23 protein-coding genes are annotated in these 21,474 nt (G+C 69.8%); 12 read left to right on the forward strand and 11 right to left on the reverse strand.

Annotated elements, in window-relative coordinates; genetic code table 11:
- Nucleotides 1-2 precede the first annotated feature (2 nt).
- On the forward strand, nucleotides 3-899 hold the full coding sequence (locus FL311_RS25590; protein WP_141328879.1) for a fatty acid desaturase: 897 nt from the start codon (nucleotides 3-5) through the stop codon (nucleotides 897-899).
- A gap of 80 nt (nucleotides 900-979) precedes the next feature.
- Nucleotides 980-1,729: a helix-turn-helix transcriptional regulator gene (locus FL311_RS25595; RefSeq protein WP_228557074.1), complete on the forward strand. Its 750-nt coding sequence runs from the start codon at nucleotides 980-982 to the stop codon at nucleotides 1,727-1,729.
- Nucleotides 1,730-1,741: 12 nt separating this feature from the next.
- Here FL311_RS25595 and FL311_RS25600 read toward each other — a convergent pair whose 3' ends face one another.
- The 3 genes from FL311_RS25600 to FL311_RS25610 are packed head-to-tail and all read right to left on the reverse strand — an operon-like array spanning nucleotide 1,742 to nucleotide 4,322.
- Nucleotides 1,742-3,079, reverse strand: a complete 1,338-nt coding sequence (locus tag FL311_RS25600) for a sensor histidine kinase (RefSeq protein WP_141328881.1) — start codon at nucleotides 3,077-3,079, stop codon at nucleotides 1,742-1,744.
- An 8-nt stretch (nucleotides 3,080-3,087) separates the two neighbouring features.
- Nucleotides 3,088-3,693 carry a glutathione S-transferase family protein gene (locus tag FL311_RS25605; protein WP_141328883.1) on the reverse strand — a complete coding sequence of 202 codons (606 nt, stop codon included), beginning with the start codon at nucleotides 3,691-3,693 and terminating at the stop codon, nucleotides 3,088-3,090.
- Nucleotides 3,690-4,322, reverse strand: a complete 633-nt coding sequence (locus FL311_RS25610) for a phospholipase D-like domain-containing protein (protein WP_141328916.1) — start codon at nucleotides 4,320-4,322, stop codon at nucleotides 3,690-3,692. The genes FL311_RS25605 and FL311_RS25610 overlap by 4 nt, the downstream gene beginning before the upstream one ends.
- Before the next feature lie 104 nt (nucleotides 4,323-4,426).
- On the opposite strand from FL311_RS25610, the gene FL311_RS25615 reads away from it, so the two are divergent.
- Genes FL311_RS25615 through FL311_RS25625 form a run of 3 tightly spaced genes read left to right on the forward strand, consistent with a single transcriptional unit; the run spans nucleotide 4,427 to nucleotide 8,058 of the window.
- Complete coding sequence (locus FL311_RS25615) at nucleotides 4,427-5,107, forward strand: TetR family transcriptional regulator (RefSeq protein ID WP_141328885.1); 681 nt, start codon at nucleotides 4,427-4,429, stop codon at nucleotides 5,105-5,107.
- Nucleotides 5,108-5,139: 32 nt separating this feature from the next.
- Complete coding sequence (locus FL311_RS25620) at nucleotides 5,140-6,594, forward strand: aldehyde dehydrogenase family protein (protein WP_141328887.1); 1,455 nt, start codon at nucleotides 5,140-5,142, stop codon at nucleotides 6,592-6,594.
- Nucleotides 6,595-6,618: 24 nt separating this feature from the next.
- A complete protein-coding gene (locus tag FL311_RS25625) occupies nucleotides 6,619-8,058 on the forward strand; it encodes an aldehyde dehydrogenase family protein (RefSeq protein WP_141328889.1) in 1,440 nt (479 codons plus the stop codon).
- A gap of 24 nt (nucleotides 8,059-8,082) precedes the next feature.
- Here FL311_RS25625 and FL311_RS25630 read toward each other — a convergent pair whose 3' ends face one another.
- Nucleotides 8,083-9,705 (reverse strand): ABC-F family ATP-binding cassette domain-containing protein, encoded by a 1,623-nt coding sequence (locus FL311_RS25630; protein WP_141328891.1) that lies wholly within the window; start codon nucleotides 9,703-9,705, stop codon nucleotides 8,083-8,085.
- Nucleotides 9,706-9,965: 260 nt separating this feature from the next.
- Here FL311_RS25630 and FL311_RS25635 point away from each other — a divergent pair, with 260 nt between their 5' ends.
- Complete coding sequence (locus tag FL311_RS25635; protein ID WP_141328893.1) at nucleotides 9,966-10,745, forward strand: hypothetical protein; 780 nt, start codon at nucleotides 9,966-9,968, stop codon at nucleotides 10,743-10,745.
- A 61-nt stretch (nucleotides 10,746-10,806) separates the two neighbouring features.
- On the opposite strand, the gene FL311_RS46150 is transcribed toward FL311_RS25635, so the two are convergent.
- On the reverse strand, nucleotides 10,807-11,862 hold the full coding sequence (locus tag FL311_RS46150; RefSeq protein ID WP_141328895.1) for a zinc-binding dehydrogenase: 1,056 nt from the start codon (nucleotides 11,860-11,862) through the stop codon (nucleotides 10,807-10,809).
- Between the two features lie 209 nt (nucleotides 11,863-12,071).
- On the opposite strand from FL311_RS46150, the gene FL311_RS25645 reads away from it, so the two are divergent.
- On the forward strand, nucleotides 12,072-12,611 hold the full coding sequence (locus FL311_RS25645) for a hypothetical protein (RefSeq protein WP_141328897.1): 540 nt from the start codon (nucleotides 12,072-12,074) through the stop codon (nucleotides 12,609-12,611).
- A 56-nt stretch (nucleotides 12,612-12,667) separates the two neighbouring features.
- On the opposite strand, the gene FL311_RS25650 is transcribed toward FL311_RS25645, so the two are convergent.
- Nucleotides 12,668-13,144 carry a hypothetical protein gene (locus FL311_RS25650; protein ID WP_141328899.1) on the reverse strand — a complete coding sequence of 159 codons (477 nt, stop codon included), beginning with the start codon at nucleotides 13,142-13,144 and terminating at the stop codon, nucleotides 12,668-12,670.
- Nucleotides 13,145-13,309: 165 nt separating this feature from the next.
- Between FL311_RS25650 and FL311_RS25655 the strand changes: the two genes are divergently transcribed.
- From FL311_RS25655 to FL311_RS25665, 3 genes are all read left to right on the forward strand, one after another.
- A complete protein-coding gene (locus FL311_RS25655) occupies nucleotides 13,310-14,269 on the forward strand; it encodes a helix-turn-helix domain-containing protein (RefSeq protein WP_194869364.1) in 960 nt (319 codons plus the stop codon).
- Nucleotides 14,270-14,491: 222 nt separating this feature from the next.
- Nucleotides 14,492-15,118: a phenylalanine--tRNA ligase beta subunit-related protein gene (locus FL311_RS25660; RefSeq protein ID WP_141328903.1), complete on the forward strand. Its 627-nt coding sequence runs from the start codon at nucleotides 14,492-14,494 to the stop codon at nucleotides 15,116-15,118.
- The gene (locus FL311_RS25665; RefSeq protein WP_141328905.1) at nucleotides 15,064-16,221 is read left to right on the forward strand and encodes a phosphotransferase; all 1,158 of its coding nucleotides are present in this window, start codon (nucleotides 15,064-15,066) and stop codon (nucleotides 16,219-16,221) included. The genes FL311_RS25660 and FL311_RS25665 overlap by 55 nt, the downstream gene beginning before the upstream one ends.
- Nucleotides 16,222-16,230: 9 nt before the next feature.
- Here the strand turns inward: FL311_RS25665 and FL311_RS25670 are convergent, their stop codons facing one another.
- Nucleotides 16,231-17,247 (reverse strand): NAD(P)-dependent alcohol dehydrogenase, encoded by a 1,017-nt coding sequence (locus FL311_RS25670; RefSeq protein WP_194869365.1) that lies wholly within the window; start codon nucleotides 17,245-17,247, stop codon nucleotides 16,231-16,233.
- 122 nt (nucleotides 17,248-17,369) lie between these two features.
- Between FL311_RS25670 and FL311_RS25675 the strand changes: the two genes are divergently transcribed.
- Nucleotides 17,370-18,350 carry a LysR family transcriptional regulator gene (locus FL311_RS25675; RefSeq protein ID WP_141328906.1) on the forward strand — a complete coding sequence of 327 codons (981 nt, stop codon included), beginning with the start codon at nucleotides 17,370-17,372 and terminating at the stop codon, nucleotides 18,348-18,350.
- A gap of 118 nt (nucleotides 18,351-18,468) precedes the next feature.
- On the opposite strand, the gene FL311_RS25680 is transcribed toward FL311_RS25675, so the two are convergent.
- The 4 genes from FL311_RS25680 to FL311_RS25695 form a co-directional block, all read right to left on the reverse strand.
- Nucleotides 18,469-18,804, reverse strand: a complete 336-nt coding sequence (locus FL311_RS25680; protein ID WP_228557072.1) for an SMI1/KNR4 family protein — start codon at nucleotides 18,802-18,804, stop codon at nucleotides 18,469-18,471.
- Nucleotides 18,805-18,841: 37 nt separating this feature from the next.
- Nucleotides 18,842-19,144, reverse strand: coding sequence for a hypothetical protein (locus tag FL311_RS25685; RefSeq protein ID WP_141328908.1), 303 nt, complete (start codon nucleotides 19,142-19,144; stop codon nucleotides 18,842-18,844).
- Nucleotides 19,145-19,219: 75 nt separating this feature from the next.
- A complete protein-coding gene (locus FL311_RS25690) occupies nucleotides 19,220-19,813 on the reverse strand; it encodes a hypothetical protein (RefSeq protein WP_141328910.1) in 594 nt (197 codons plus the stop codon).
- Between the two features lie 382 nt (nucleotides 19,814-20,195).
- Nucleotides 20,196-21,173 carry a GlxA family transcriptional regulator gene (locus FL311_RS25695; RefSeq protein WP_141328912.1) on the reverse strand — a complete coding sequence of 326 codons (978 nt, stop codon included), beginning with the start codon at nucleotides 21,171-21,173 and terminating at the stop codon, nucleotides 20,196-20,198.
- A 103-nt stretch (nucleotides 21,174-21,276) separates the two neighbouring features.
- On the opposite strand from FL311_RS25695, the gene FL311_RS25700 reads away from it, so the two are divergent.
- On the forward strand, nucleotides 21,277-21,474 hold a 198-nt coding region (locus FL311_RS25700), incomplete at its 3' end, for an isochorismatase family protein (protein WP_228557073.1).

A 21,474-nucleotide genomic window follows, 5' to 3' on the forward strand; every position in this document is an offset into this window, starting at 1 on the left:
CCATGACTCGCCCCCTCCCCGCCCCCGCTCTCGACCTGCCGCAGCTCGCGGTGCACGCGCTGTGGTGGGCCTGGTTGCCCTCCTTCCTCTGGAGCTGGGACCACCTGGGCGCCTGGGGCCGCGTGGGCATGTGCGCCGTGGGCTGGGCGGTGATGTTCTGGAACTACGCCGTCCTGCACAACCACATGCACGTGAGCATCGCGAAGCCGCGCGTGCCGCACTGGCTGGTGTCCCGGACGCTGGGCATGGCGTGTGGGTTTCCCTATCGCGGCTACTACATCCACCACTTCAACCATCACCGGTACAACGACGGCCCGGGTGACTGGGGCCAGCGCAAGCCCGGCGAAGGCGTGGTGCGTTATTGCCTGCGCTCGGCGCTGACGCCCTGGTTCTGGCCCTTCGAGGCCGTGGCCAACGTCTGGCGCTGGGCCAGGAAGCGCAACCAGCGCCTGGAGCTGGCGCTGGACTTCCTCATCGTGGATGGGGCCCTGCTGGCAGTCATCATCTGGCGGCCCGCCCTGGGCCTGGCGTGGTTCGGCGTGCTGCTGGTGGGCCAGTTCTGCATCCACTGGCTCAACCTGGCCGCCCACTTCGAGACCGACTCCACGCAGCGCGGTGCGTTGGGCACCACGTCCACGTCCCGTCTGTACAACCTGTTCTTTTTCAATGCGGGTTACCACCAGGCCCACCACGTGAAGCCCCAGGTGCCCTGGAGGGACCTGCCGGCCACCACCCGGGAGCTGGAGGGCGTGGCCCTGGTGAGGCCGGAGCTGGTGACGGGACTGTCGCCCATCAATCCCCGCTGGGTGCTCCAGGTGGCGAAGCGCTATTCTGCCGAGCCGTGCGATCGGCAGACGGCGTCGACGATTACTTCCGGGACCCCCACGGCCGTTACCTAGTCGGGGAAGGGTTCCTGCACTGGTACGCCTCGGCGGACCTGTGCGGCTTCATCCTGTGGGGACGCCCCGCGGAGGCGCACGTGCGCAGGCTGGTGCACGTGCTCGACGTGGAATTGGCCCCCGCGGCGCCCCATGCCTCGCTGGTGGACGCGCGCCGGCTGGAGGCGGCGGACCCCGCGGCCTTCGCGGTGCTCGTGAAGTACATGCAGGCGCGCGAGAAGTCCTTCGGCACGTCGGTGCAGCGCCAGGCGCTGGTGCGGCCCGAGGGCGTGGCGGGCGCGGTGGTGGGCGGCTTCTACACGCTTCTGACGGGCGCGTACCCCAGCAAGGTCTTCACCGAGCCGGCCGCCGCGCTGGCGTGGCTGGGACAGCCCGAGGCGCGCGCCGCGCCGCTGCTCTCCAAGCTGAATGACCTGGTGGCCGAGGCCACCGGCCAGTCGCCGCTGTTGCGCGAGCTGCACCAGGCGATGAAGGGCAAGCTGCCGGACATCAACCTGTCGGACGTGGCCCGGGAGATGGGCATGTCCGAGCGCACGCTCCAGCGCCGCCTCAAGGAGGCCGGCACGTCCTTCCAGGCGGAGCTCAACGCCGTGCAGGTGCGCATGGCCCAGGGGCTGCTCCTGGAAACGGACATGAAGCTCACCGCCGTCGCGGTGGAGGTGGGCTGCGCGTCGCTGCAGCACTTCAGCAGCCTGTTCCGCAAGCTCGTGGGTGAGTCCCCCAGCGCGTGGCGCGAGCGGCAGCTGGGCAAGTCCTCGACGGAGTCTGAGCCGGACAAGGCCCCCGAGGAGCCCATCGCGCCCACCGGCACCGAGCCCGCGAAGTCGTAGCCGCCCGCGTCCTCAGGACAAGGGCTTCTTCTCGGCGTGGGCGGGCAGGTGCAGCGTGAAGCACGCGCCGCCATCGGGGCAGTTGGCCACGGTCAGCGTGCCGCCGACGCGGGCCAGGTACTCGCGACACAGCGCCAGGCCCAGGCCGGTGCCCTTGCCCGGGGCCTTGGTGGTGAAGAACGGCTCGAACAGGTGCGGAAGGACGGCCTCCGGGACACCCGGCCCGTTGTCCTCCACCTCCAGGCGCACTCCGCCCTCCACCCGCGTGGCCCGGAGGACGATGCGCGCGGCGCGCGCGGGCCGCACCCCCTCCAGCGCGTCCGCCGCGTTGAGCAGCAGGTTCAGCACCACCTGCACCAGCTGACGCTGGCCCAACCGCACGCGCATCAGGTGCGGCTCCACCTCGCGCACCACCTGCCCCAGGCCGCGCAGCCGCACCGACGCGAGCCGCTCCGCCTCGTCGAGCGCCTCCGCCACGCTGCCCGTCTCCTCCGCATCCGCCGAGTCGCGCGAGAAGCGGCGCAGGTCCGTGACGATCTGCTCGATGCGCAGCACGCCCTGCCGCGTCTCCCACAGCACCCGGCGCAGGTCCTCCAGGTCCTGCACGCCCTCGCCCGACACCTCCTCCAGGTAGCCCAGGTTGGACTTCACGTACGCCAGCGGGTTGTTCACCTCGTGCGCCACGCCCGCGGCCAGGCGCCCCACCAAAGCCAGCCGCTCCATCTCCGCCTGGCTGCGCACCGCGTCCGCGCGCAGGTGCTCGCTCTTCGCCAGCTGCTCCAGCGCCGCCAGCCGCGCGTTCACGGCGTCGCGCTCGGTGTCGCGCATCCGGCGGAACTGCTTGCAGCTGAAGACGGCCACCCAGGCCAGGAAGAAGAAGAGCGTCACCTGCCCGACGAGCCGCTGCTCGGAGACGTCCGAGTGCCACGACGCCACCAGCATGCCCACCAGCGTCAGCACGACGGAGGCCCACACCGTCACCACGTCCCCCGGCGCGAAGACGGCGATGATGAGCGGCATCGCGAAGAGCAGCGGGTACAGCGTGCTCGACAGCCCTCCGGTGAAGTGGATGTCCAGCACCAGCGCCACCATGCTGGCCACGCCCGTGACGACGCTGGCGCGATGCACCGTCACCCACCGCGAGCCCATGGCCGCGGCCGTGCCCACGAGCACCGCCGCCCACGCGATGTGGACCACGATGACCGCCGGGATGAAGCCGCCGAAGAGCAGCGGGTGCGTGCCGAGCGACAGCAGCAGCACGCACGCCGAGACGATGAAGCCCCGGCGCTTCAACCCGACGTGGGCCGCGAGCTCCGAGGGCGAGGGACTGGGTACGACGGGTTGATGCACGGGGCCGCCTACTCCAGGGCTCGCCGCGCCGCGGGACGCGCCAGGTGCCGCTCCACATAGGCGCGCAAGCCGGGGAAGTCCTCCAGCAGCCCCATGCTCCCGCCCCACTCCAGGATGGACGTCATCACCACGTCCGCCGCGGTGAAGCGCTCGCCCACCAGGAACGTGCGCCCCTGCAGCCGCGACTCCAGCATGCGCGCGATGTCCGTGAAGCGACGACGCCCGCGCTCCGCCTCGCCCACCACCTGCTGCTCCTCCGGCAGGAAGCGGCTGTGCGCGGAGTACGCGGACAAGGGCGGCTCCATGGTGGACATGCAGAAGAACATCCACTGGTAGTACTCGGCGCGCTCGGGCGAGCCGAGCGGCGGGGCGAAGCCCTGCTCCAGGTACTTGTCCGCGACGTGCAGCAGGATGGCCGCCGACTCGAAGATGGGCTGCCCGTCATCCTCCAGCGCGGGCATGGAGCCCATGGGGTGGATGCGCAGGTACTCGGGGCTCTTGTGCTCACGCTGGAGCACGTCCACCGGCACCAGCTCGTAGGGAACGCCCAGCTCCTCCAGCAACCACCGGGGTCGGGTGGCCCGGGTGTTCCGCGCGAAGTAGAGCTTCATCATCGTCGTGACGACTCCGAGGTGGCGCGCCTCAACCGACGGGACTTGCCGAGCCGAGGAGCGCCGCGGGAGCTTCTCATCTCCTCCCGCCCCTCGGGTGCGGGGATTATCGGGTCCGGGCACACGTGCCGCAGCTTGCATCCCCTGCACTCGGCCCCGCTCCACACCGCCTCGTAGAGCGCCGTCACCCGGTCGATGACGTCGAAGTCCTCCGTGACGAAGCCCAGCTCGAAGTTACGCACCGCGTCGCCCTTGGCCCCCAGGCCCGCCCCCGTGAGGTTCGCGCTACCCAGATAGGTCCACGCCCCATCCACCACCACTGCCTTGAAGTGCACGCGGGGGCAGACCTTCAGATTCAAGCCCCCCTTCACCAGCCGCGCCCGGGCGTCGAACGCCGCGCGGAACGGGCGGCTCGGCAGCTCCGCGTGCAGCAGGCGCAGGGACACGCCCCGGGCCGCCAGCCCGTCCAGCACGTCCACCAGCGGCACGAACTTCCCCTTCGACTCCACGTACATCGCCTTCACGTTCGCCGTGGCCAGCCACACCGACTCGCGGGCGTGGAGCAGCTTCTCCAGCACCACCTCCCGGTACAGCTCGCTTCCGGACAGCAGCTCCGTCTGGATGGGACGCATGGCGGACATCGTCTCACACCCACCCACCGCACTCCAGGTGCCGGCCAGCGGCAATGACCTTTGGTCACTTGACGAATGACCGGAGGTCACCTACCACTGAGGGCATGGTCAGCGATTCCGGGGAGCAGGCGGGGCGGGTGGCACCCAAGCGCGCGCGCAAGGACGAGGACAAGGAGGCGCGCAGGCGGGTGCTGCTGGACGAGGCGCTCGCACTCTATCAGGCGACCTCGTACTCCGAGGTGAAGATGGCGGACGTGGCCGAGCGGGCCCATCTGGCCAAGGGGACGGTGTTCCTCTACTTCCCGACCAAGGAGGCCTTGTTCCTCGCGCTCTTGGAGGACCTGCTCTTCGCGTGGTTCGCCCGGCTGGAGGCGAGGCTGGGCACGGTGGAGGGGGCGTGGACGGGGCCGTGGCTGGCGCGCGCGGTGGCCGAGTCGCTGGAGCCGGAGCTGTCGCTGACGCGGCTGCTCGCGATGCTGCAGACGGTGCTGGAGCAGAACGTCTCCGTGGAGCAGGCGCGCCGGTTCAAGGAGCGGCTGTTGGAGGCGATGGCGCGCACGGGCGCGCTCCTCGAGTCGCGGCTGTCCTTCCTGCAGCCGGGTGAGGGCGCCCGCGTGCTCGTGCACCTGCACGCGCTGGTGACGGGCCTGCGGCAGATGGCGGACGTGGCGCCCGTGGCGCGCGAGGTGCTCGCCCTGCCGCACATGGCCCCCCTGCGCATCGACTTCACCGCCGAGCTGACGACGGCGCTCACCACCCTCTTGCGCGGGCTCGAGGCCCGCTGAAGCACCCACCTGATTTCATCGAGGAGCCAACCATGCTGGAGCTCGTCCCTGTTTCCACCGAGTCCAAACCCCAGGCCGACGTCGCGCGCCTGCGGGCCGCGTTCGACGCGCTGCGCGCCAACCGCTGGACCCTGTCGCGCACCACCGCGGCCGAGCGCGTCGCGAAGCTCAAGCGGCTGCGCGAGGCCATCATCGCCCGCCGCGACGAGCTGGCCGAGGCCATCCACCAGGACTTCCGCAAGCCCGCGCTGGAGGTGGAGCTGACGGAGATCCACCCCACGCTGGAGGAGCTGAACCACACGGTGAAGCACCTGTCGTCGTGGATGAAGCCCACGCGCGTGGGCACGCCCATGCTGCTCGCGGGCTCGTCGGCGCACGTGCGCTACGAGGCGCGCGGCGTGGTGCTGGTGCTCTCGCCCTGGAACTATCCCTTCCAGCTCCTGATGGCGCCACTCATCGCCGCCATCGCCGCGGGCAACGCCGTGCTGTGCAAGCCCAGCGAGAAGACGCCGCACACCGCGCGCTTCCTGGCGCGGCTGGTGCGCGACGTGTTCCCCGAGAACGAGGTGGCGCTGTTCGAGGGCGGCGCGGAGACGGCGGAGGCGCTCTTGCGGCTGCCGTTCGACCACTTCTTCTTCACGGGCAACCCGCGCATCGGCCGCAAGGTGATGGAGGCCGCGGCGCAGCACCTGTCCAGCGTGACGCTGGAGCTGGGGGGCAAGTCGCCCGCCATCATCGACGCGTCGGCGGACGTGCAGGCCGCGGCGGAGCGGCTGACGTGGGGCAAGTTCCTCAACAGCGGCCAGACGTGCGTGGCCCCCGACTACATCTTCGTGCACGAGTCGAAGAAGCAGCAGTTCGTGGACGCGGTGAAGGCGGTCATCACGCGCTTCTACGGTGAGACGGAGGAGGCCCGGCAGGCGAGCCCCGACTTCGCCCGGCTGGTGGAGCCGGCGGCGTGGCGGCGGGTGAAGGACCTGGTGGACCGCACCGTGGCGGCGGGCGCGAAGGTGGAGATGGGCGGGGTGGCGGACGGGCCCTCGCGCTACATCTCGCCCACCGTGCTGACGGGCGTGACGCCGGACATGCCCATCATGGAGGGCGAAATCTTCGGACCGGTGATGCCGGTGATGACGTTCCGCTCGCGGGACGAGGTGTACGCGCACATCCAGCGAGGGGAGAAGCCGCTGGCGCTCTACATCTTCAGCCAGGACAAGCGGGCCATCGAGGACGTGTTCCGCAACACGACGTCCGGCGGCGCGGTGGTGAACAACGTCCTCATCCACGTGGCGAACCCCAACCTGCCCTTCGGCGGGGTGGGCATGAGTGGCCTGGGGCACTACCACGGCGTCTACGGCTTCCGGACCTTCAGCCATGAGCGGGCCGTGTCGGTTCAATGGATGAAGTCGCTCGCGTCGGTGTTCTTCCCGCCGTACCGCGGAAAGGCGCAGGACTGGGCCTCCCGCGCGACGCGGTTGTTGGAATAGGGCCGCCAGCCTCGAGGAGCCGGGATGCGCGTGGTGAAACAGGAGGAGGAGCTGGTGCCCCAGGGCCTGCGGGAGGCGTTCGAGCGCCTGCGGGCCCGCCGCTGGGAGGTGGGCAAGCGCGGCCCGGGTGAGCGGCTCGCCCGCCTGGAGAAGCTCAAGGCCCTCATCCTGGAGCGGCGCGAGGCGCTGGCCCAGGCGCTCCACGCGGACTTCCGCAAGCCGGCCGCGGAGGTGGAGGCGACGGAGGTGCTGCCCGTGCTCATGGAATTGGAGCACGTGCGCAAGCACCTCAAGGGGTGGATGAAGCCGCGCAAGGTGACGACGCCGCTGGTGCTCACCGGCACCTCCAGCCACGTGCGCTACGAGCCGCGCGGCGTGGTGCTGGTGATGGCGCCGTGGAACTACCCGTTCAACCTGCTGGTGGCGCCGCTGGTGGACGCGGTGGCGGCGGGCAACACCGTGCTCTGCAAGCCCAGCGAGAAGACGCCGAATACCTCGCGCTTCCTGGCGCAGCTCGTGCGCGACACGTTCCCCGAGGACGAGGTCCACGTGGTGGAGGGCGGCACGGAGGTGGGCGAGGCGCTCTTGCGGCTGCCGTTCGACCACTTCTTCTTCACCGGAGGGCCCCGGGTGGGGCGGCGGGTGATGGAGGCGGCGGCGCGGCACCTGGCGGGCGTGACGTTGGAGCTGGGCGGCAAGTCACCGGCCATCCTCGACACGTCCGCGGACCTGGAGGCGGCTGCGGAGCGGGTGGCGTGGGGCAAGTTCCTCAACGGCGGCCAGACGTGCATCGCGCCGGACCATGTCTGGGTGCATGCGTCCCAGGAGGAGGCGTTCCTGGCCGCGCTGAAGGCGGCGGTGGAGCGCTTCTACGGGCGCACCGAGGAGGCGCGCCGGGCGAGCGCGGACTTCTGCCGGATGGTGGATGACGGCGCCTTCGCGCGCGTGCGCGGGCTGCTGGACCGCACGGTGGCGCAGGGCGCGCGGGTGGTGGTGGGCGGCGGCGTGGACGCGGAGACGCGCTTCATCGCGCCGACGGTGGTGGCGGACGTGACGCCGGACGCGCCGCTGATGGAGGAGGAGATCTTCGGGCCGGTGTTGCCGGTGCTCCGGTACGAGTCGCTCGACGAGGTGGTGACACACGTGCGCGCGGGCGGCAAGCCGCTGGCGCTCTACGTGTTCAGCCAGGACGACGCGGTGGTGGAGCGGCTCATCCAGGAGACGAGCGCGGGCGGCACGTGCGTCAACACGGTGGTGTTGCACAACGTGAACCCGCACCTGCCCTTCGGGGGCGTGGGCCACAGCGGGCTGGGCGCGTACCACGGCGAGGCGGGCTTCAAGGCCTTCAGCCACGAGCGCGCGGTGCTGCGGCAGGGGCGCACGTCGCTGGCGCACCTGTTCTTCCCGCCGTACACGGGCAAGGCGCGCAAGCTGGCGCGACTGGCGAGCCGGCTGTTCGAGTAGCCGGCCCGCCGTCTCACGGGTGCATCAGCTGCGCAGGCCCGGGGCCTCGTGGCCCGTGCGCGCGACGTACTCGGTGTAGCCGCCGCCGTACTGGTGGATGCCGTCGGGCGTCAGCTCCAGCACGCGGTTGGACAGCGCGCCGAGGAAGTGCCGGTCGTGCGAGACGAAGAGCATGGTGCCCTCGTAGCGGGAGAGCGCCGTAATCAGCATCTCCTTCGTCGCCATGTCCAGGTGGTTGGTGGGCTCGTCGAGCACCAGGAAGTTGGGCGGGTCGAAGAGCATCTTCGCCATGACCAGACGTGCCTTCTCTCCACCGGAGAGCACGCGGCACTTCTTCTCCACCTCGTCGCCGGAGAAGCCGAAGCAGCCGGCCAGCGCGCGCAGCGAGCCCTGACCGGCGCGGGGGAACGCGTCCTCCAGCGACTGGAACACGGTGCGCTCACCGTCGAGCAGGTCCATGGCGTGCTGGGCGAAGTAGCCGAGCTTCACGCTGCCGCCCACCGACACGGAGCCCGTGTCCGGCGTCGTCGAGCCCACCACCAGCTTGAGCAGCGTGGACTTGCCCGCGCCGTTGACGCCCATGACGCACCAGCGCTCGCCGCGGCGCACGAGGAAGTCCATGCCGTCGTAGATGCGCTTGGAGCCGTAGGCCTTGTGCACGGCCTTGAGGCTCACCACGTCGTCACCGGAGCGAGGGGCGGGCTGGAACTCGAAGAGCACCGTCTGGCGGCGCTTGGGGGGCTCCACCTTCTCAATCTTCTCCAGCTTCTTCACGCGGCTCTGCACCTGGGCGGCGTGGGAGGCGCGGGCCTTGAAGCGCTCGATGAACTTCAGCTCCTTGGCGAGCATGGCCTGCTGGCGCTCGTACTGGGCCTGCTGCTGCTTCTCGTTCTGGGCGCGCTGCTGCTCGTAGAAGTCGTAGTTGCCCGAGTAGGTGGTGAGCGTGCCGCCGTCGATCTCCACCATCTTGGTGACGATGCGGTTCATGAACTCGCGGTCGTGCGAGGTCATCAGGAGCGCGCCCTCGTAGCCCTTGAGGAAGCCCTCGAGCCAGATGAGGCTCTCCAGGTCCAGGTGGTTGCTCGGCTCGTCGAGGAGCATCGCGTCCGGACGCATGAGGAGGATGCGGGCGAGCGCCACGCGCATCTTCCAACCGCCGGACAGGGCGCCGACGTCGCCGTCCATCATCTCCTCGCTGAAGCCCAGGCCGGCGAGAATCTCGCGCGCGCGGCCCTCGAGGGCGTAGCCGCCCAGTTCCTCGAAGCGGGCCTGGACCAGGCCGTAGCGCTCGACGAGCTTCTCCATCTCGTCGGCCTTGTCGGGGTCGGCGAGGTCGGCCTCGAGCTGCTTGAGCTCTGCGGACACGGTGCTCACGGGGCCGGCGCCATCCATGACCTCGGAGACGGCGCTGCGGCCGGACATCTCACCGACGTCCTGGCTGAAGTAGCCGATGGTGACGCCGCGGTCGACGGCCACCTGGCCCTCGTCGGGGTGCTCCTGGTCGGTGATCATCCGGAACAGCGTGGACTTGCCGGCGCCGTTGGGGCCGACGAGGCCGACCTTCTCCCCCTTGTGGAGAGCGGCCGAGGCCTCGATGAAGAGAATCTGCTGGCCGTGCTGCTTGCTGATGTTGTCGAGACGAATCATGTGCGTAGGGGGTGCCCGGAAGGTGGGCGCGGCGCCCTTATGCCATGGGGGACGCCAGAGGAGGACTGTTCCGAACCTCCGGCAATCGCTTCCCATGCCCGAGGGCGGCCGGCCAGGGTGGCGCACGCCCCTGGGCCGGGAGGGAGACCTACATGCGACTCAGGCCCGCGTTCCGCCGTGAGCGGATTCGCAGGCTCGCATCCTGGGTTCGCGGCGAAGGGCCGGGTCCACTAACCTCGGGCCTGATTGGGAGGGAGTCGATGCGCGACACGCGACGTTGGCGGACACGCTCCGCGACCCCGGAGGATGTACTGGCGTTGCTGCGCGCGAAGCTCGCGCACGACGCCGCGCTGGATGCGAGCGTGGAGGAGGACCCGCCCCTCGACTTCGAGACACCACTGTCCCATTGGGAAGCAGCCCTGGATGCCGGGTTCCGGGACTTCTGGCTCGGATGGAAGCCGCTTGCGGCCTGGCTCCAGTCGTGGCTGTACGTCGAGGTTCCACCGCGTGCGCTCGACGCCGCCCTGCGCCCGCATCGCGCGCCGATGCTGGGACATCTGTGTGAGTTCCTCGCGCCGCGGCTGCGGCTGCCCGTCCTCGAGCCCCTGCGCGTCGCGGGGACGTCCTGCCTGACGGCGGGTGCCTTCATCACCTTGCGGACCGCGCTGCTGGGCGCGGGGCTCCCCGTCGCAAGAGCGCGCCCGTCCACACCCCTGTCCTTCCAGAGCTGGCAACAGCTGGCGACGTTCCAGGACGTCGTGGGACTGCTTTCACCCCGGGCGCTCCCTCGCGTCGAAATCCCGTCCACGCCCTTTCGCAGGGCGAGCCTCGGGCTCTTCGTCCTGGCGCTCGTGAGCACCGCCGCGGGCTACCGCCTGGGCTCCCTGCCCCTGTTCATCGGTGGGATGTCGGCGCTGTTGGGGGTCATCATCGCGGCGTGGCTGAAGCCGGGCCCCGCGCCCGGCACGGCGCGCTTCCCCGGAGTCACGACGCTCGGAGACGTGGCCCGCCTCCTCGCCGCGTCCGCCAGCACGCGGTGAGCACCGCGTGACACGCGATGGGACCCGAGCACTCGCGTGCCCGGTCCTCACATGACCTGGCTCACGGCGTGATGACGAGCCGGATGGGGTTGCCCTCCTTGCTCACCAGCCGCTCCACGCCCTTGGCCACGTCCTCGAGCGGCAGCGTCGCCGTCACCGAGCGCGACACGTCCAGGCGCTTGCCGCCCACCAGCGCCACCAGCTGGTCCAGGTGCTTCTTCTCGTAGCCCAGGTGGCCGAGCAGCGCCTGCGAGCGCACGCCGAAGTTCACCCCCGCGCCCAGCTGGATGGGCTCCGGTGACAGGCCCACCATCACCGCGCGCCCGTGCCGTCCGAGGCTCATCGACGCCTGCGCGAGCACCGCGTTCGCGCCCACCAGGTCCACCGCCACATCCAGCCCCATGCCGTTCGTGTGCTGGAGGATTTGCTTGCGCACGTCCGGCGCCCGCGGGTCCAACGCCACGTCCGCCCCGAACTCCAGCGCCCGCTTCCGCGCGGCCTCGTTCGTGTCGAACGCGAGAATCGGCGTCGCCCCCATCATCCGCGCAATCTGCACCGCGTGGACTCCCAGCCCACCGATGCCCCACAGGCCCACCGACTGCGCGGGCCGCAGCTGCGCGGTCTCCACCAGCCCCGCGTACGGCGTCGCCACCGCGTCCGCGAGAATCGCCGCCTGCTCGAACGGCAGATGGTCCGGAATCGCAGACAACACGAAGTACGGCACCACCACGTACTCCGCCCACGCACCGTCGTAGTGGAAGCCCATGATGTGGAAGTCCAGGCACTCCGCTGGCTGCCCATTGGAGCACCTCGCGCACCGCCCACACGGCTTGCCGCCCGCCATGGCCACGCGCTGCCCCGCCGCCCAGCCCGGCACCCCCACGCCCACCGCGTCGATGACTCCCGAGGACTCGTGCCCCGGCGTCACCACCGGCAGCGGCGACTGCAACGAGCCATCGAGCAGATGCGCGTCCGACAGACAGATGCCGCACGCCTTCACCTGGACCCGCACCTCGCCGGGCCCCGGCTGGGGAACGGGGACGTTCGTCACCGTCAGCGTCTTCGTCGCCGTATCGAAGCGCGCCGCCCGCATCGTCCGCTGGTTCGCGTCTGCCATCGATTTGCTCCTCCGCGCCACGAATCGGACACACACACGCGGGCGCTCAAGCTCGGAAGGCGCCGAACCTAGCACGCGAGCTTCACGCGCTTCGCCCTGTGCGGGCCAATGGAGTGTGAGCACACAATTCCACGCTCACGCCGCGCGAGGAGCAACTCACGCGAGACCCTCTCCCCTCGTCGTGCGTTCCGAAGTAGAGCGAGGCCGTCATGAACCTGAGCGCGACGAAGCAGGTCATCGAACACCTGGTGCAACACGGCGGACGCGGCAAGGGCTGGTTCCACCAGCACCAGGACCCGCGTCCCCTCGACGCACAGTCCATCCACGCGCTCACCCTCCCGGACGCGCGTCCACTCCCACCCAGCCTCCGCGAGTGGCTCGCCTTCGATGCGAGCTGGTTCCGCCTGGCGAAAGGCACCCCACCCGAGCTGGAGGTCCGGCCGCTGCGGGACATCCTCACCGGTTGGTCCCGGTCCATGACCATGAACGCGCCGACGGCGGAGTCCTTCACGGAGGAGCAGCTGGTCCAGGCCTGGGTGGACCTGCTGCCCGACCCCACCATGGCGAACGCGCTCGCCCTGGAGCTCCTACCCTCGGGGAGCCAGGAGCACCTGCTGCTCTTCCACAAGGCGAACCGTCGCGGCGAGTACCCCGTCCTCGGCTGCCACAACCGCTTCGAGTTCTGGCTCAAGTACAAGAGCTTCGGCGACTACCTGTCCCACTACTTCGGACTGTCCGAACCCGACTGAGCGGCCCGACAGCCGCGCCCCTCATGCACAGGACGGGCGCGGCTCGGGACGATGGGTCAGAAGCAGTCGTTGCCCGGATACGGCGGGCCGAAGCCGTCGATGACACTCTCGACGATGTAGTAGCTCACCGGGCCGTAATAGCTCGCGTCGCCGTAGCAGGTCTTGATGTCCACGCGAGAGAAGGGACTGCCCGAGCGATACAGCACGCCGTCGAGGTAGACGGCGAGCCCGGGGCTGTACGTCCCGTACGTGCCCTCCACGGTCAAGTAGCCGTCGAAGATGTTGTTGCAGAAGGACTTGATGCCGGAGCCGTCGTGGCAATCGAAGTACTCCTTGACGAAGGCCGGCCCGAAGCCGGAGCGCTGGTACACGCGCTTGCCATTGACGTAGATCTGCGTCAGCGAGCTCTGGGTGTCCTGCGCCGACCAATAGCTCACCAGCGCGTCCGTGTCGGCGAACGGCCCATCATGCTGCGCCATGGCGGGGGTCGCGACGGCCAACGAAAGAACAAACGCTGCGAGGAACTGCTTCATGAAGACTCTCCTTGAGAGGAACCGAGCACCGGTGTCGGTCGGAGGCAGGTATAGGGGATGGGCCGGAGGGGGACTCGGCCGAGGGTGCTCGGGGATTCGGCCGTGGGTGCTGGGAGTGTCGGAGGTGGGAGGGAGGATGTCTGTCTGGACATCTGGGGGCGGCACTTGCGCACAGTCTTCTCGACGGACGGGGTCTCCGAGCAGCAGCGGCATGAGTACTGGCAGGAATTGGCGAGCAAGGTGCTCCTGGGACTGAGGACGGAGCACAAGTCCTCCTCCAGTCCCTTCTTCGGGCGGCTCGACCATCACGACGCAGGACCGCTGGGCGTGACGTACCTGCACTCCTCGGCCCAGAGCGTCTATCGGGGGGAGCCGGAGATCGCCCGGGCCCCACGCGAGTGCTACTACCTCTGCATGCAGGTGGAGGGCGTCTGCCGACTGCGCCAGGGACACGAGGAGCGGTACTCCCACCCCGGTGACGTGGAGCTCTTCGATGGGACCCGCCCGGGAGAGCTCTCGTTCGACGCGGACTACCGCCGCATCGTCATCGTGGCGCCCTACTCCACGCTGCGGCCACGGCTCTCACGTCCGGATGACCTGGTGGGCAGCGTGCTCCACACCCGGGAGGGCGTCGGCGCCCTGGTCTCCGCCTACCTGCGCGCCTTCGCGGTGAACCAGCTCGCCGAGCCCGTCGCGGGCTCCGTCTCGGACAACCTGCTCGAGCTGCTCGCCCTGGCCTTCAACACCCAGGGCCGGACCCTCCAGACCGACGCCGCGAGCGTGCGAGAGGCCCGGCGACATGCCCTCCGCCTCTATGTCGAGCGTCACCTCGCGGAGCCCTCGCTGAGCCCGGCGACGGCGGCCGCCCACTTCCGCATGTCCACGCGCTATCTGCATGGGCTGTTCGCGGAAGGAGGCGAGAGCTTCATGCGCTGCGTGCTATCACGACGACTGGCTCGCTGCCGCCAGGCGCTCGAGGACCCCGACATGGACGCGCGCGGCATCGCCGACATCGCCTTCAGCTGGGGCTTCGTCGACCTCACGCACTTTGGTCGCGCCTTCAAGAAGGCGTACGGCACGACGCCCCGGGATTGGCGCCACGAACACGCCCGACGGCGCTCGTGACACTGTGCCCCGGAGGCGGGCGCTCCACAGTGAAGTCCGCGACGTTCCGCCAACAAGGGGCCCTTCGAATGCCCCACGCCACGAGCAGCCTCCCGCGGCGCGCTGCACGCCGGGGCGGACACGGGCCTCCCGCGGGCAGCCGCTGTCCTCGATGAGCAGCGTCTTTCGCCCCACGCACCGACGCCCAGCACGGGACGGCCGGGTGGCGTAGAGTGGCCCGCCGTGCTGACCGTCGACCCGCATCCGTCCCTGGACACGCTGAGCTTCACCACCGTCTTCCCGGCGTCGCTGGGTGCGTCGCCCTCGCCGCAGTGGCTGGTGGCGCTGCTGAAGTCGGACGCGGCCGCGCCGCTCTCCAGCGACGACACCGTGCGCGGCGCCGTGCGCGACATGCTCCGCCACGGCGGCTACAAGCCCACGGGGCGGGGCAAGCCCGCCTCCGAGTACCTGGTGCGCGCCGCGGGGGAGGGCTCGCTCGGCAGCATCAACACGGCGGTGGATGCGTGCAACGCGGTGTCGCTGCACAGCGGGCTGCCCATCAGCGTCGTGGACCTGGACCGCGCCACCCAGCCGTTCCGCGTCGGCATCGCGCCCGAGGGCGCGCAGTACGTCTTCAATGCCTCCGGCCAGAGCATCGACCTCGCGGGCCTCTTGTGCCTCTTCGACGCCGAGGGTCCGTGCGCCAACGCCGTGAAGGACGCGCAGCGCACCAAGACGAACGCGGACACCCGCCGCACGCTCACCGTGCTCTGGGGCGCCAAGGCCCTGGGAGACCGCACCGCGCGGGCCTTCGCGTGGTACCGCGAGCTGCTGGAGAGAGCTGGCGCCACCGTGGAGCGACTCCCCTGAGCGCCCTGGACCTGGCGCGGCTGCTCGCCGATGGCGCGCGCTCGCTCTCCGCGGCCTGGGGACGCCCCGTGCTGCTGACCGAGCCCCAGGTCCTGCGGACCCAGTCGCGCTGCCACGTCGTGCGCGCCCGCGTGCGCGGCGGAGACGTCACCAGCGTCGTGCTCAAGCACTTCCATCAGGACCAGGTGCTCGGGCTGGATGAGTGGGCGGGGCTGGAGCTGCTCGGCCGGCACAACCTCACCATCGCCCCGGGCCTCATCGCGGGCAGCGTCGACTCGCGGCTGCTCGTGCTCCAGGATTTGGGCCTCGGCCCCACGCTGGAGGACCTGCTCCAGGGGGACGACCCGGAGGCGGCCATCGGCGGGCTGCTCGCCGTGGCCCGCCTCACCGGGCAGCTCCACGCGCGGACCTGGGGCCTGCATGGGGACTTCGACCTGCTCCGGCATGCGCTGAGCCCTCGGCCCGGGCGCGTGCGCATCGAGAACGCGCGCTATCTGCTGGAGCACGTGGACCGGCTGCGACGGTGGACGGACGCGCTCGACGCGGAGCTGGAGCCGGGGACGCAGGAGGACCTGGAGCACGTGGCGCGCGAGCTGGCCGAGCCCGGTCCGTTCCTCGCGCTCACGCATGGGGACATGGCCCCGGGCAACACGTTGTTCACCGCCAGCGGCCCGCGGCTGCTCGACTTCGAGTACTGCGGCATGCGCCACGCGCTGTACGACGCGCTGATGTGGCTGCTGGTGGTGCCGCTGCCCGATGAGCTCATCACGCGCGCGGACGTCACGTACCGCATCACCCTGGCGCCCTCGTGCGAGGCGGCGCGCATCGACGCGACGTGGCTGCGCGCCCGCGCGCTGCTCGCCACCGCGCGCACGGTGAACATGTTCCAGTGGCTATCGCCGCGAGCGCTGGAGCGGGACAGGGAGTGGGCGCCCGGGTTCTCCGAGCGCGCCGCCCTCTTGCGTCACCTCGCTCGCGCCCGCGCGCTGCGGGAGGACGTGGACCCGATTCCCGCCCTGTCGCGCACCCTGGATGCGCTCGAGGAGCGCCTGCTGGAGCGCTGGGCCGGGACCGGGTCCTTCACCTGGCCCGCGTTCCGGTAGGCGCGCGGCTCACTCGCGGACGCGGATGACCAGCTTGCCGAACGGCCCCCGGTCCAGATGCGCCAGGGCCTGGGGGAAGTCGCGCAGCGGGTACGTCGCGTCAATCACGGGCGCCACGCGCAGGGTGTCCACCGCGCGGACCAGGTCCTCGAGTCCCCGGCGGTGTCCCACGAGCACGCCCTGGATGATGCCGTGGCTCCGGAGCAGCGGGAGCGCGGGGAAGCGCATGTCGAAGCCCTCCAGCACACCGATGAGCGAGATGCGTCCGCCCGACGCGAGGGCGCTGGCGGAGCGCCCCAGGTTGTCGCCGCCCACCAGCTCCAGCACCTGGTCCGCGCCACGTCCGCTCGTCAGCTCCAGCACCTCCTTCTCCCAGTCGGGGGTGCGGCGACGATGGATGCCGTGGGCCGCGCCCAGCGTCTTCGCGCGAGCCAGCTTCTCGTCGTCTCCCGAGGTGACGATGACGCGCGCGCCGAGCGCGGAGGCGAGCTGCACGGCGAACAGCGACACGCCCCCGGTGCCTTGCGTCACCACCGTCTGTCCGGGCCTGAGCGCGCCTTGCTCCACGAGCGCCGTCCACGCGGTGAGCCCCGCGCAGGGCAGCGTGCTGGCCTGGGCATCATCGAGCGTCCTGGGCGCGGTGACGAGCCAGCCCTCGGGCATCACGACGTACTCGGACAACACGCCGGGGACGCTCCCTCCCAGGGCTCGCGGTGCGCGAGGAGGTGGGCCGTCCACCCAGTCCGTGTTGAAGGCCGCGAGCACGCGCTCACCCACCCGGACCCGCGAGACGCCCGCGCCGGTGGCCACCACTTCCCCCGCCATGTCGGAGGTGGGCACGAAGGGCCACGACACGTCGGAGTATCCGCCTGCGTCCAGGAAGAGCTTCTCGCGGTAGTTGAGGGACACCGCGGATACGCGCACCAGGGCCTCGCCCGCGCCGGGCTGGGGAATGGGCACACTCGCCAGTTGCAGGTTCTCGCGGCCCGGCTCGCGCAGCTCCCACCGCTTCATCACGCCATCCATCGTTGCTGTCTCCAGGGTCATGCCATTCGAGGGCGTGGGGGATATATGGGGGAGGGCAGGTCCCCAGTGGAGAGCTTTGGGGGCTTCACTGGAGACAGGAATTCGCCAATGGGAGGTGTGTCGTGACGGACCGGCTGAGTGGGGTGCTGACCTTCGTGCAGGCGGCGGAGGCGGGGAGCTTCGCGCTCGCGGCGAAGCGGCTGGGGTTGTCGCGATCGGCGGTGGGCAAGAGCATCGCGCGGCTGGAGGAGCGGTTGGGGGCGCGGCTGTTCCTGCGCACCACGCGCAAGCAGGGGCTCACCGAGGACGGGCAGGTCTTCTACGAGCGGTGCGTGCGGGCGCTGGCGGAGCTGGAGGCGGCGGAGGCGGAGCTGGACTCGGGGCGGCGCGCGCCCACGGGGAGGCTCCGGGTGACGGCCTCGGTGCTGTTCGGTCGGCACTGCGTGGCGCCGCTGCTCGGGGAGCTGGCGCGACAGCATCCGGAACTGGAGGTGGAGCTGTCCGTGAGTGACCGGGTGGTGGACCTCATCGAGGAGGGGTTCGACCTGGCGATCCGGGTCGCGCCCTTGTCGGACCATGCGGGACTGACTGCGCGGCGACTGGGTGTGCAGAACATGGTGGTCTGCGCGTCACCCGCGTACCTGGCGCGACGTGGTCGACCCAAGTCCCTCGAGGACCTGGGGAAGCACGAGGCCGTGCTCTACGGACGGCAGGGGACGGCCAAGCCCTGGCGGTTCCCGGACCCGCGAGGAGGTGAGCGGCTGGTGCCGATGCGAGGGCGGCTGCGCTTCGATGACCTGGAAGCCATCGCTGACGAGGCGGTGAGGGGCGCGGGTCTCGCGTGGCTGCCCTGCTGGCTGGTCGCGCCGCGACTGAGCAAGGGTGAGCTGACGCTGCTGCTCCAGGAAGAGGGGAGGCACGGGAATGAAGTCTTCGCCGTGTGGCCGCAGAACAAGCACCTGCCCTCGAAGGTGCGCGCGGCCATCGACCTGCTCGCCGCGCGCATCCCGGAGATTCTGTCCACCGGAGAGGCCCGTGGGAAACGGCGCTCGCGTGCCACGCGGGCAGCACCCCCGTCACGAGATGGGAATCGTGGGGGATAGGTCGTCCGCCTGAAGGGGAGGCTACAAAGACACCGAAGTCTTCGGCGATGAAGAAGAGCCGCTTCCCTTCGGCCTGCGCGGAAGCATCCCAGAAGAAGACGCCGCCCGGAGCATCACATCACTCCCAGTGGCCAGACAAATCTTGTCGGCGCCCTCTGTCGTCCCGAGGGGAAGGAGCTTCATCGGAATGCGCTCCGCGAACACGCGGAGGTTCCAGTCCAGATTGCACGACTCGATGGAGTCGTTGAGACCGAAGAACAGATGGACGCGAACCGACACCCCCCTGGAAGACCTTCGACACTGAAGAGGTCCCGCGCTGGCCGCCCCCATTCATGGCAAGCAGGAAGTCCCGGTACTCGCCTGGGAGTTGGATGCCGTGCGACGCCTCGAAGGCGCGGACCATGACCTCATCCAATGGAGGCCCTCCTTCGCGCGTCTGTACGAACTGCGTCATGGCTGCGCACGGTAGTCCCAGTCCCACCGCTGTTCGACTACTTCAATCCGACTCCAGCCTTCGTCGATTCACTCCACTCAGGGAATGCCTTGTCCCGGAACTGAGGCTCAGGGGTGTCTTTGTACCGCTCGAAGACCTGCGCGGATTGTCGCGCGATATTCCCCAGACGACCTGCGCCCGCGTACGCCTTGAAGTTGCTGATCCGCATCTTCATGCTTCCCAGCTTGATTCCTCGTTGCTCCGCGATGGCAGGCATGTCGCACGGAAGCAGGGCCGTACCGAATCGATAGAGATAGAAGGCGACGATATCGTCAGCCTCGCTCCACTCATGATTGCTCATTTCAGTGCTCCAGTGGGTGGACGACAACGAAGGGTGAACTGGCAGGCTCCAGCAAGAAAACCGACTGCTTCTCGGTCAGAAGTCCGCTGCCCTGCGGGCCTGCTCCACCCGCCTCTGTGCCGCCGCTTCCTTCCAGAGAATGGAACTGCGGTACCTCACGAGCACATCAGCCCCTACGCCGCGCTCTTGCGTCAATGCGAGCGTCACCACCGTTTCGCCAGTAGCCCACGCAGCCCTGGCTTCGAACGGCGACTTCAGCAGTCGGTCCCTCTCGATCGCGACACGCATGGATGTCCCTTCACTCTGGATGGCAGCAGCAGTGCTGTCCTGAGCGGAGCGGACTCCCGAAGCCAGTCGTGCGGACTGATTGAGCGAGTCGCCGATTTGCCGCAGGACATGAAGGGTCTCGAGGTCATCGATGACGGTATCCGTCGTCCTCTCCCGAGCTGGCCTTCCATACTTGCTCGAGAGGAGCCCCTTGATGTCGGCGTACGAGCTTCGTGCCGAAGCGAGTGATGGGAGCCACAAAGAGACATCTGAGAGGCGTCCGCCCGCGAACGAGCAGTACACCTTGGCCTCATAACCAGCCACCACGATATCGGCGACCACCTTGCCGTCTTCGACAGCTGCCCTCGGCCCCAGCACAGCGACAACCTCTGAGCGCGTCATCCCCCATCTTGTCGCCTGGAACCCTTCAGCACTTCGCCATGCGGCACCCTGAGTATTCAGGGCGCGAATCGCCGCAAGTCGCTGCGCCCGTCTCTCCCGCTCAGGAGATGCACACCCCATAGCGAGTGGAAGGCAGATGCAGACGGCGATGGCTAAGCGCATGGCTCGATTTCATGTGCCCTCGCGAACTCGGTCAAGCGCCCCCCTGCACCAAGCCAGCCGCGTGAGCTGAAGACGAGGTTCAATGACGAGCCGGGTCGCACCAGACCACCATTGGCCACCGCCAGACTGACGTGGCCTTGCATCGGTGTTGGGAGCCCGCATCTCGGGCCGGACCTGGACAGCCCTGACCAGACGGGGTCTACCTTACCCCAGACGCGGCTCACCGCAGCGCGAACCGTTTCCGGTACGCATCCGGTGTCAGCCCAGTGCGCGCCTTGAACCGTCGCCGGAACGACGTGGTGTCCGCGTAGCCCACGGCCTGCGAGATGTCCTCCACGGTGCGCGGACTCGTCTCCAGCATCCGCCGGGCCGCTTCGACGCGCAGGCGCTGGACGTAGTCCAGCGGCGTGTCCCCCGTCGCCTTCTGGAAGCGCCTCAACAGCGTCCTCGCGCCCAGGCTCGCGGCCTCCGCCGCCTCCGCCAGCGTCACCGGGCCCTGGTAGTGCGCCTCCAGCCACTCCTGCGCGCGCAGCACCGCCGCGTCCCCGTGGTCCCTCGGCGCCGAGTGCACCGCGTACGGCCCCTGCAACCTGCGCCCCGGCTCCACCAACAACATCTTCGCGCACAACGCCGCCAGCTCCGGTGACGCCTGCTTCGCCACCAGATGCAGACACAGGTCCAGATACGCCGTGATTCCTCCCGCCGTGAGCACGTCGTCCTGGTCCACCAACAACAGCTCCGGCTTGAGCCTCACCCCCGGATAGCTCGCCGCGAAGCGCTGCGCCAACCCCCAGTGCGTCGTCGCCTCGCGCCCCTCCAACAACCCCGTCTCCGCCAACACGAACGCCCCCGCGCACACCGCCGCCAGCTTCGCCCCTCTCGCATGCTGCGCCTTCAACCACCGCGTCAGCACCCGCGCCCCCAGCACCTCCTCCAGCCCGCCCACCACCGCCGGAACCAACACCACGTCGAAGCGCTCCGCCGGCTCCGGCACCCGCGCCGCCATCAACTCCAACCCGTGGAAGCTCCTCGCGAGCCGCCCACCCGGCGACACCAGCTCCGCCACGAACGGCTCGGACAGCCCCACGTCCCGGCTCAACAGGTTCGCCATCGCGAACACGTCCAGCGGCCCCATCACGCTGGAGGCCACACACCCCTCCAGCGACAGCACCGCGATTCGCGTGGGAGACGACGCCATGGCCGCTTGTCGTTTTCCGCCCGGATTTTGTCAATCCAGGCACTCGTCGCGTGCAGCCCGTCTGGTTATTGCATCCCATGAAGCCCCACCCCATGGAGGACCCTTGGACCCCACCACCGCCCTGCTGCTCATCGACATCCAGAACGACTACTTCCCCGGTGGCCGCGCCGAGCTGGACCGCGCCGAGGCCGCCGCCACCCGGGCCCGCGCGGCCCTCGACCACTTCCGCCAGCACGGCCTGCCCGTCATCCACGTCCGCCACATCTCCGTGCAGCCCGGCGCCACCTTCTTCCTCCCCAAC

Origin of the sequence: Myxococcus sp. AB025B (assembly GCF_006518215.1) — a bacterium.
Lineage (GTDB): Bacteria > Myxococcota > Myxococcia > Myxococcales > Myxococcaceae > Myxococcus > Myxococcus fulvus.

Coding starts and splice junctions, on each gene's coding strand:
- FL311_RS25620 (WP_141328887.1), top strand. CDS start 5,140: ATGCTGGAGCTCGTCCCTGTTTCCACCGAGTCCAAACCCCAGGCCGAC.
- FL311_RS25690 (WP_141328910.1), bottom strand. CDS start 19,813: ATGACGCGCTCAGAGGTTGTCGCTGTGCTGGGGCCGAGGGCAGCTGTC.
- FL311_RS25635 (WP_141328893.1), top strand. CDS start 9,966: ATGCGCGACACGCGACGTTGGCGGACACGCTCCGCGACCCCGGAGGAT.
- FL311_RS25670 (WP_194869365.1), bottom strand. CDS start 17,247: ATGGATGGCGTGATGAAGCGGTGGGAGCTGCGCGAGCCGGGCCGCGAG.
- FL311_RS25610 (WP_141328916.1), bottom strand. CDS start 4,322: ATGCGTCCCATCCAGACGGAGCTGCTGTCCGGAAGCGAGCTGTACCGG.
- FL311_RS25645 (WP_141328897.1), top strand. CDS start 12,072: ATGAACCTGAGCGCGACGAAGCAGGTCATCGAACACCTGGTGCAACAC.
- FL311_RS25695 (WP_141328912.1), bottom strand. CDS start 21,173: ATGGCGTCGTCTCCCACGCGAATCGCGGTGCTGTCGCTGGAGGGGTGT.
- FL311_RS25605 (WP_141328883.1), bottom strand. CDS start 3,693: ATGATGAAGCTCTACTTCGCGCGGAACACCCGGGCCACCCGACCCCGG.
- FL311_RS25630 (WP_141328891.1), bottom strand. CDS start 9,705: ATGATTCGTCTCGACAACATCAGCAAGCAGCACGGCCAGCAGATTCTC.
- FL311_RS25625 (WP_141328889.1), top strand. CDS start 6,619: ATGCGCGTGGTGAAACAGGAGGAGGAGCTGGTGCCCCAGGGCCTGCGG.
- FL311_RS25680 (WP_228557072.1), bottom strand. CDS start 18,804: ATGACGCAGTTCGTACAGACGCGCGAAGGAGGGCCTCCATTGGATGAG.
- FL311_RS25590 (WP_141328879.1), top strand. CDS start 3: ATGACTCGCCCCCTCCCCGCCCCCGCTCTCGACCTGCCGCAGCTCGCG.
- FL311_RS25685 (WP_141328908.1), bottom strand. CDS start 19,144: ATGAGCAATCATGAGTGGAGCGAGGCTGACGATATCGTCGCCTTCTAT.
- FL311_RS25615 (WP_141328885.1), top strand. CDS start 4,427: ATGGTCAGCGATTCCGGGGAGCAGGCGGGGCGGGTGGCACCCAAGCGC.
- FL311_RS46150 (WP_141328895.1), bottom strand. CDS start 11,862: ATGGCAGACGCGAACCAGCGGACGATGCGGGCGGCGCGCTTCGATACG.
- FL311_RS25650 (WP_141328899.1), bottom strand. CDS start 13,144: ATGAAGCAGTTCCTCGCAGCGTTTGTTCTTTCGTTGGCCGTCGCGACC.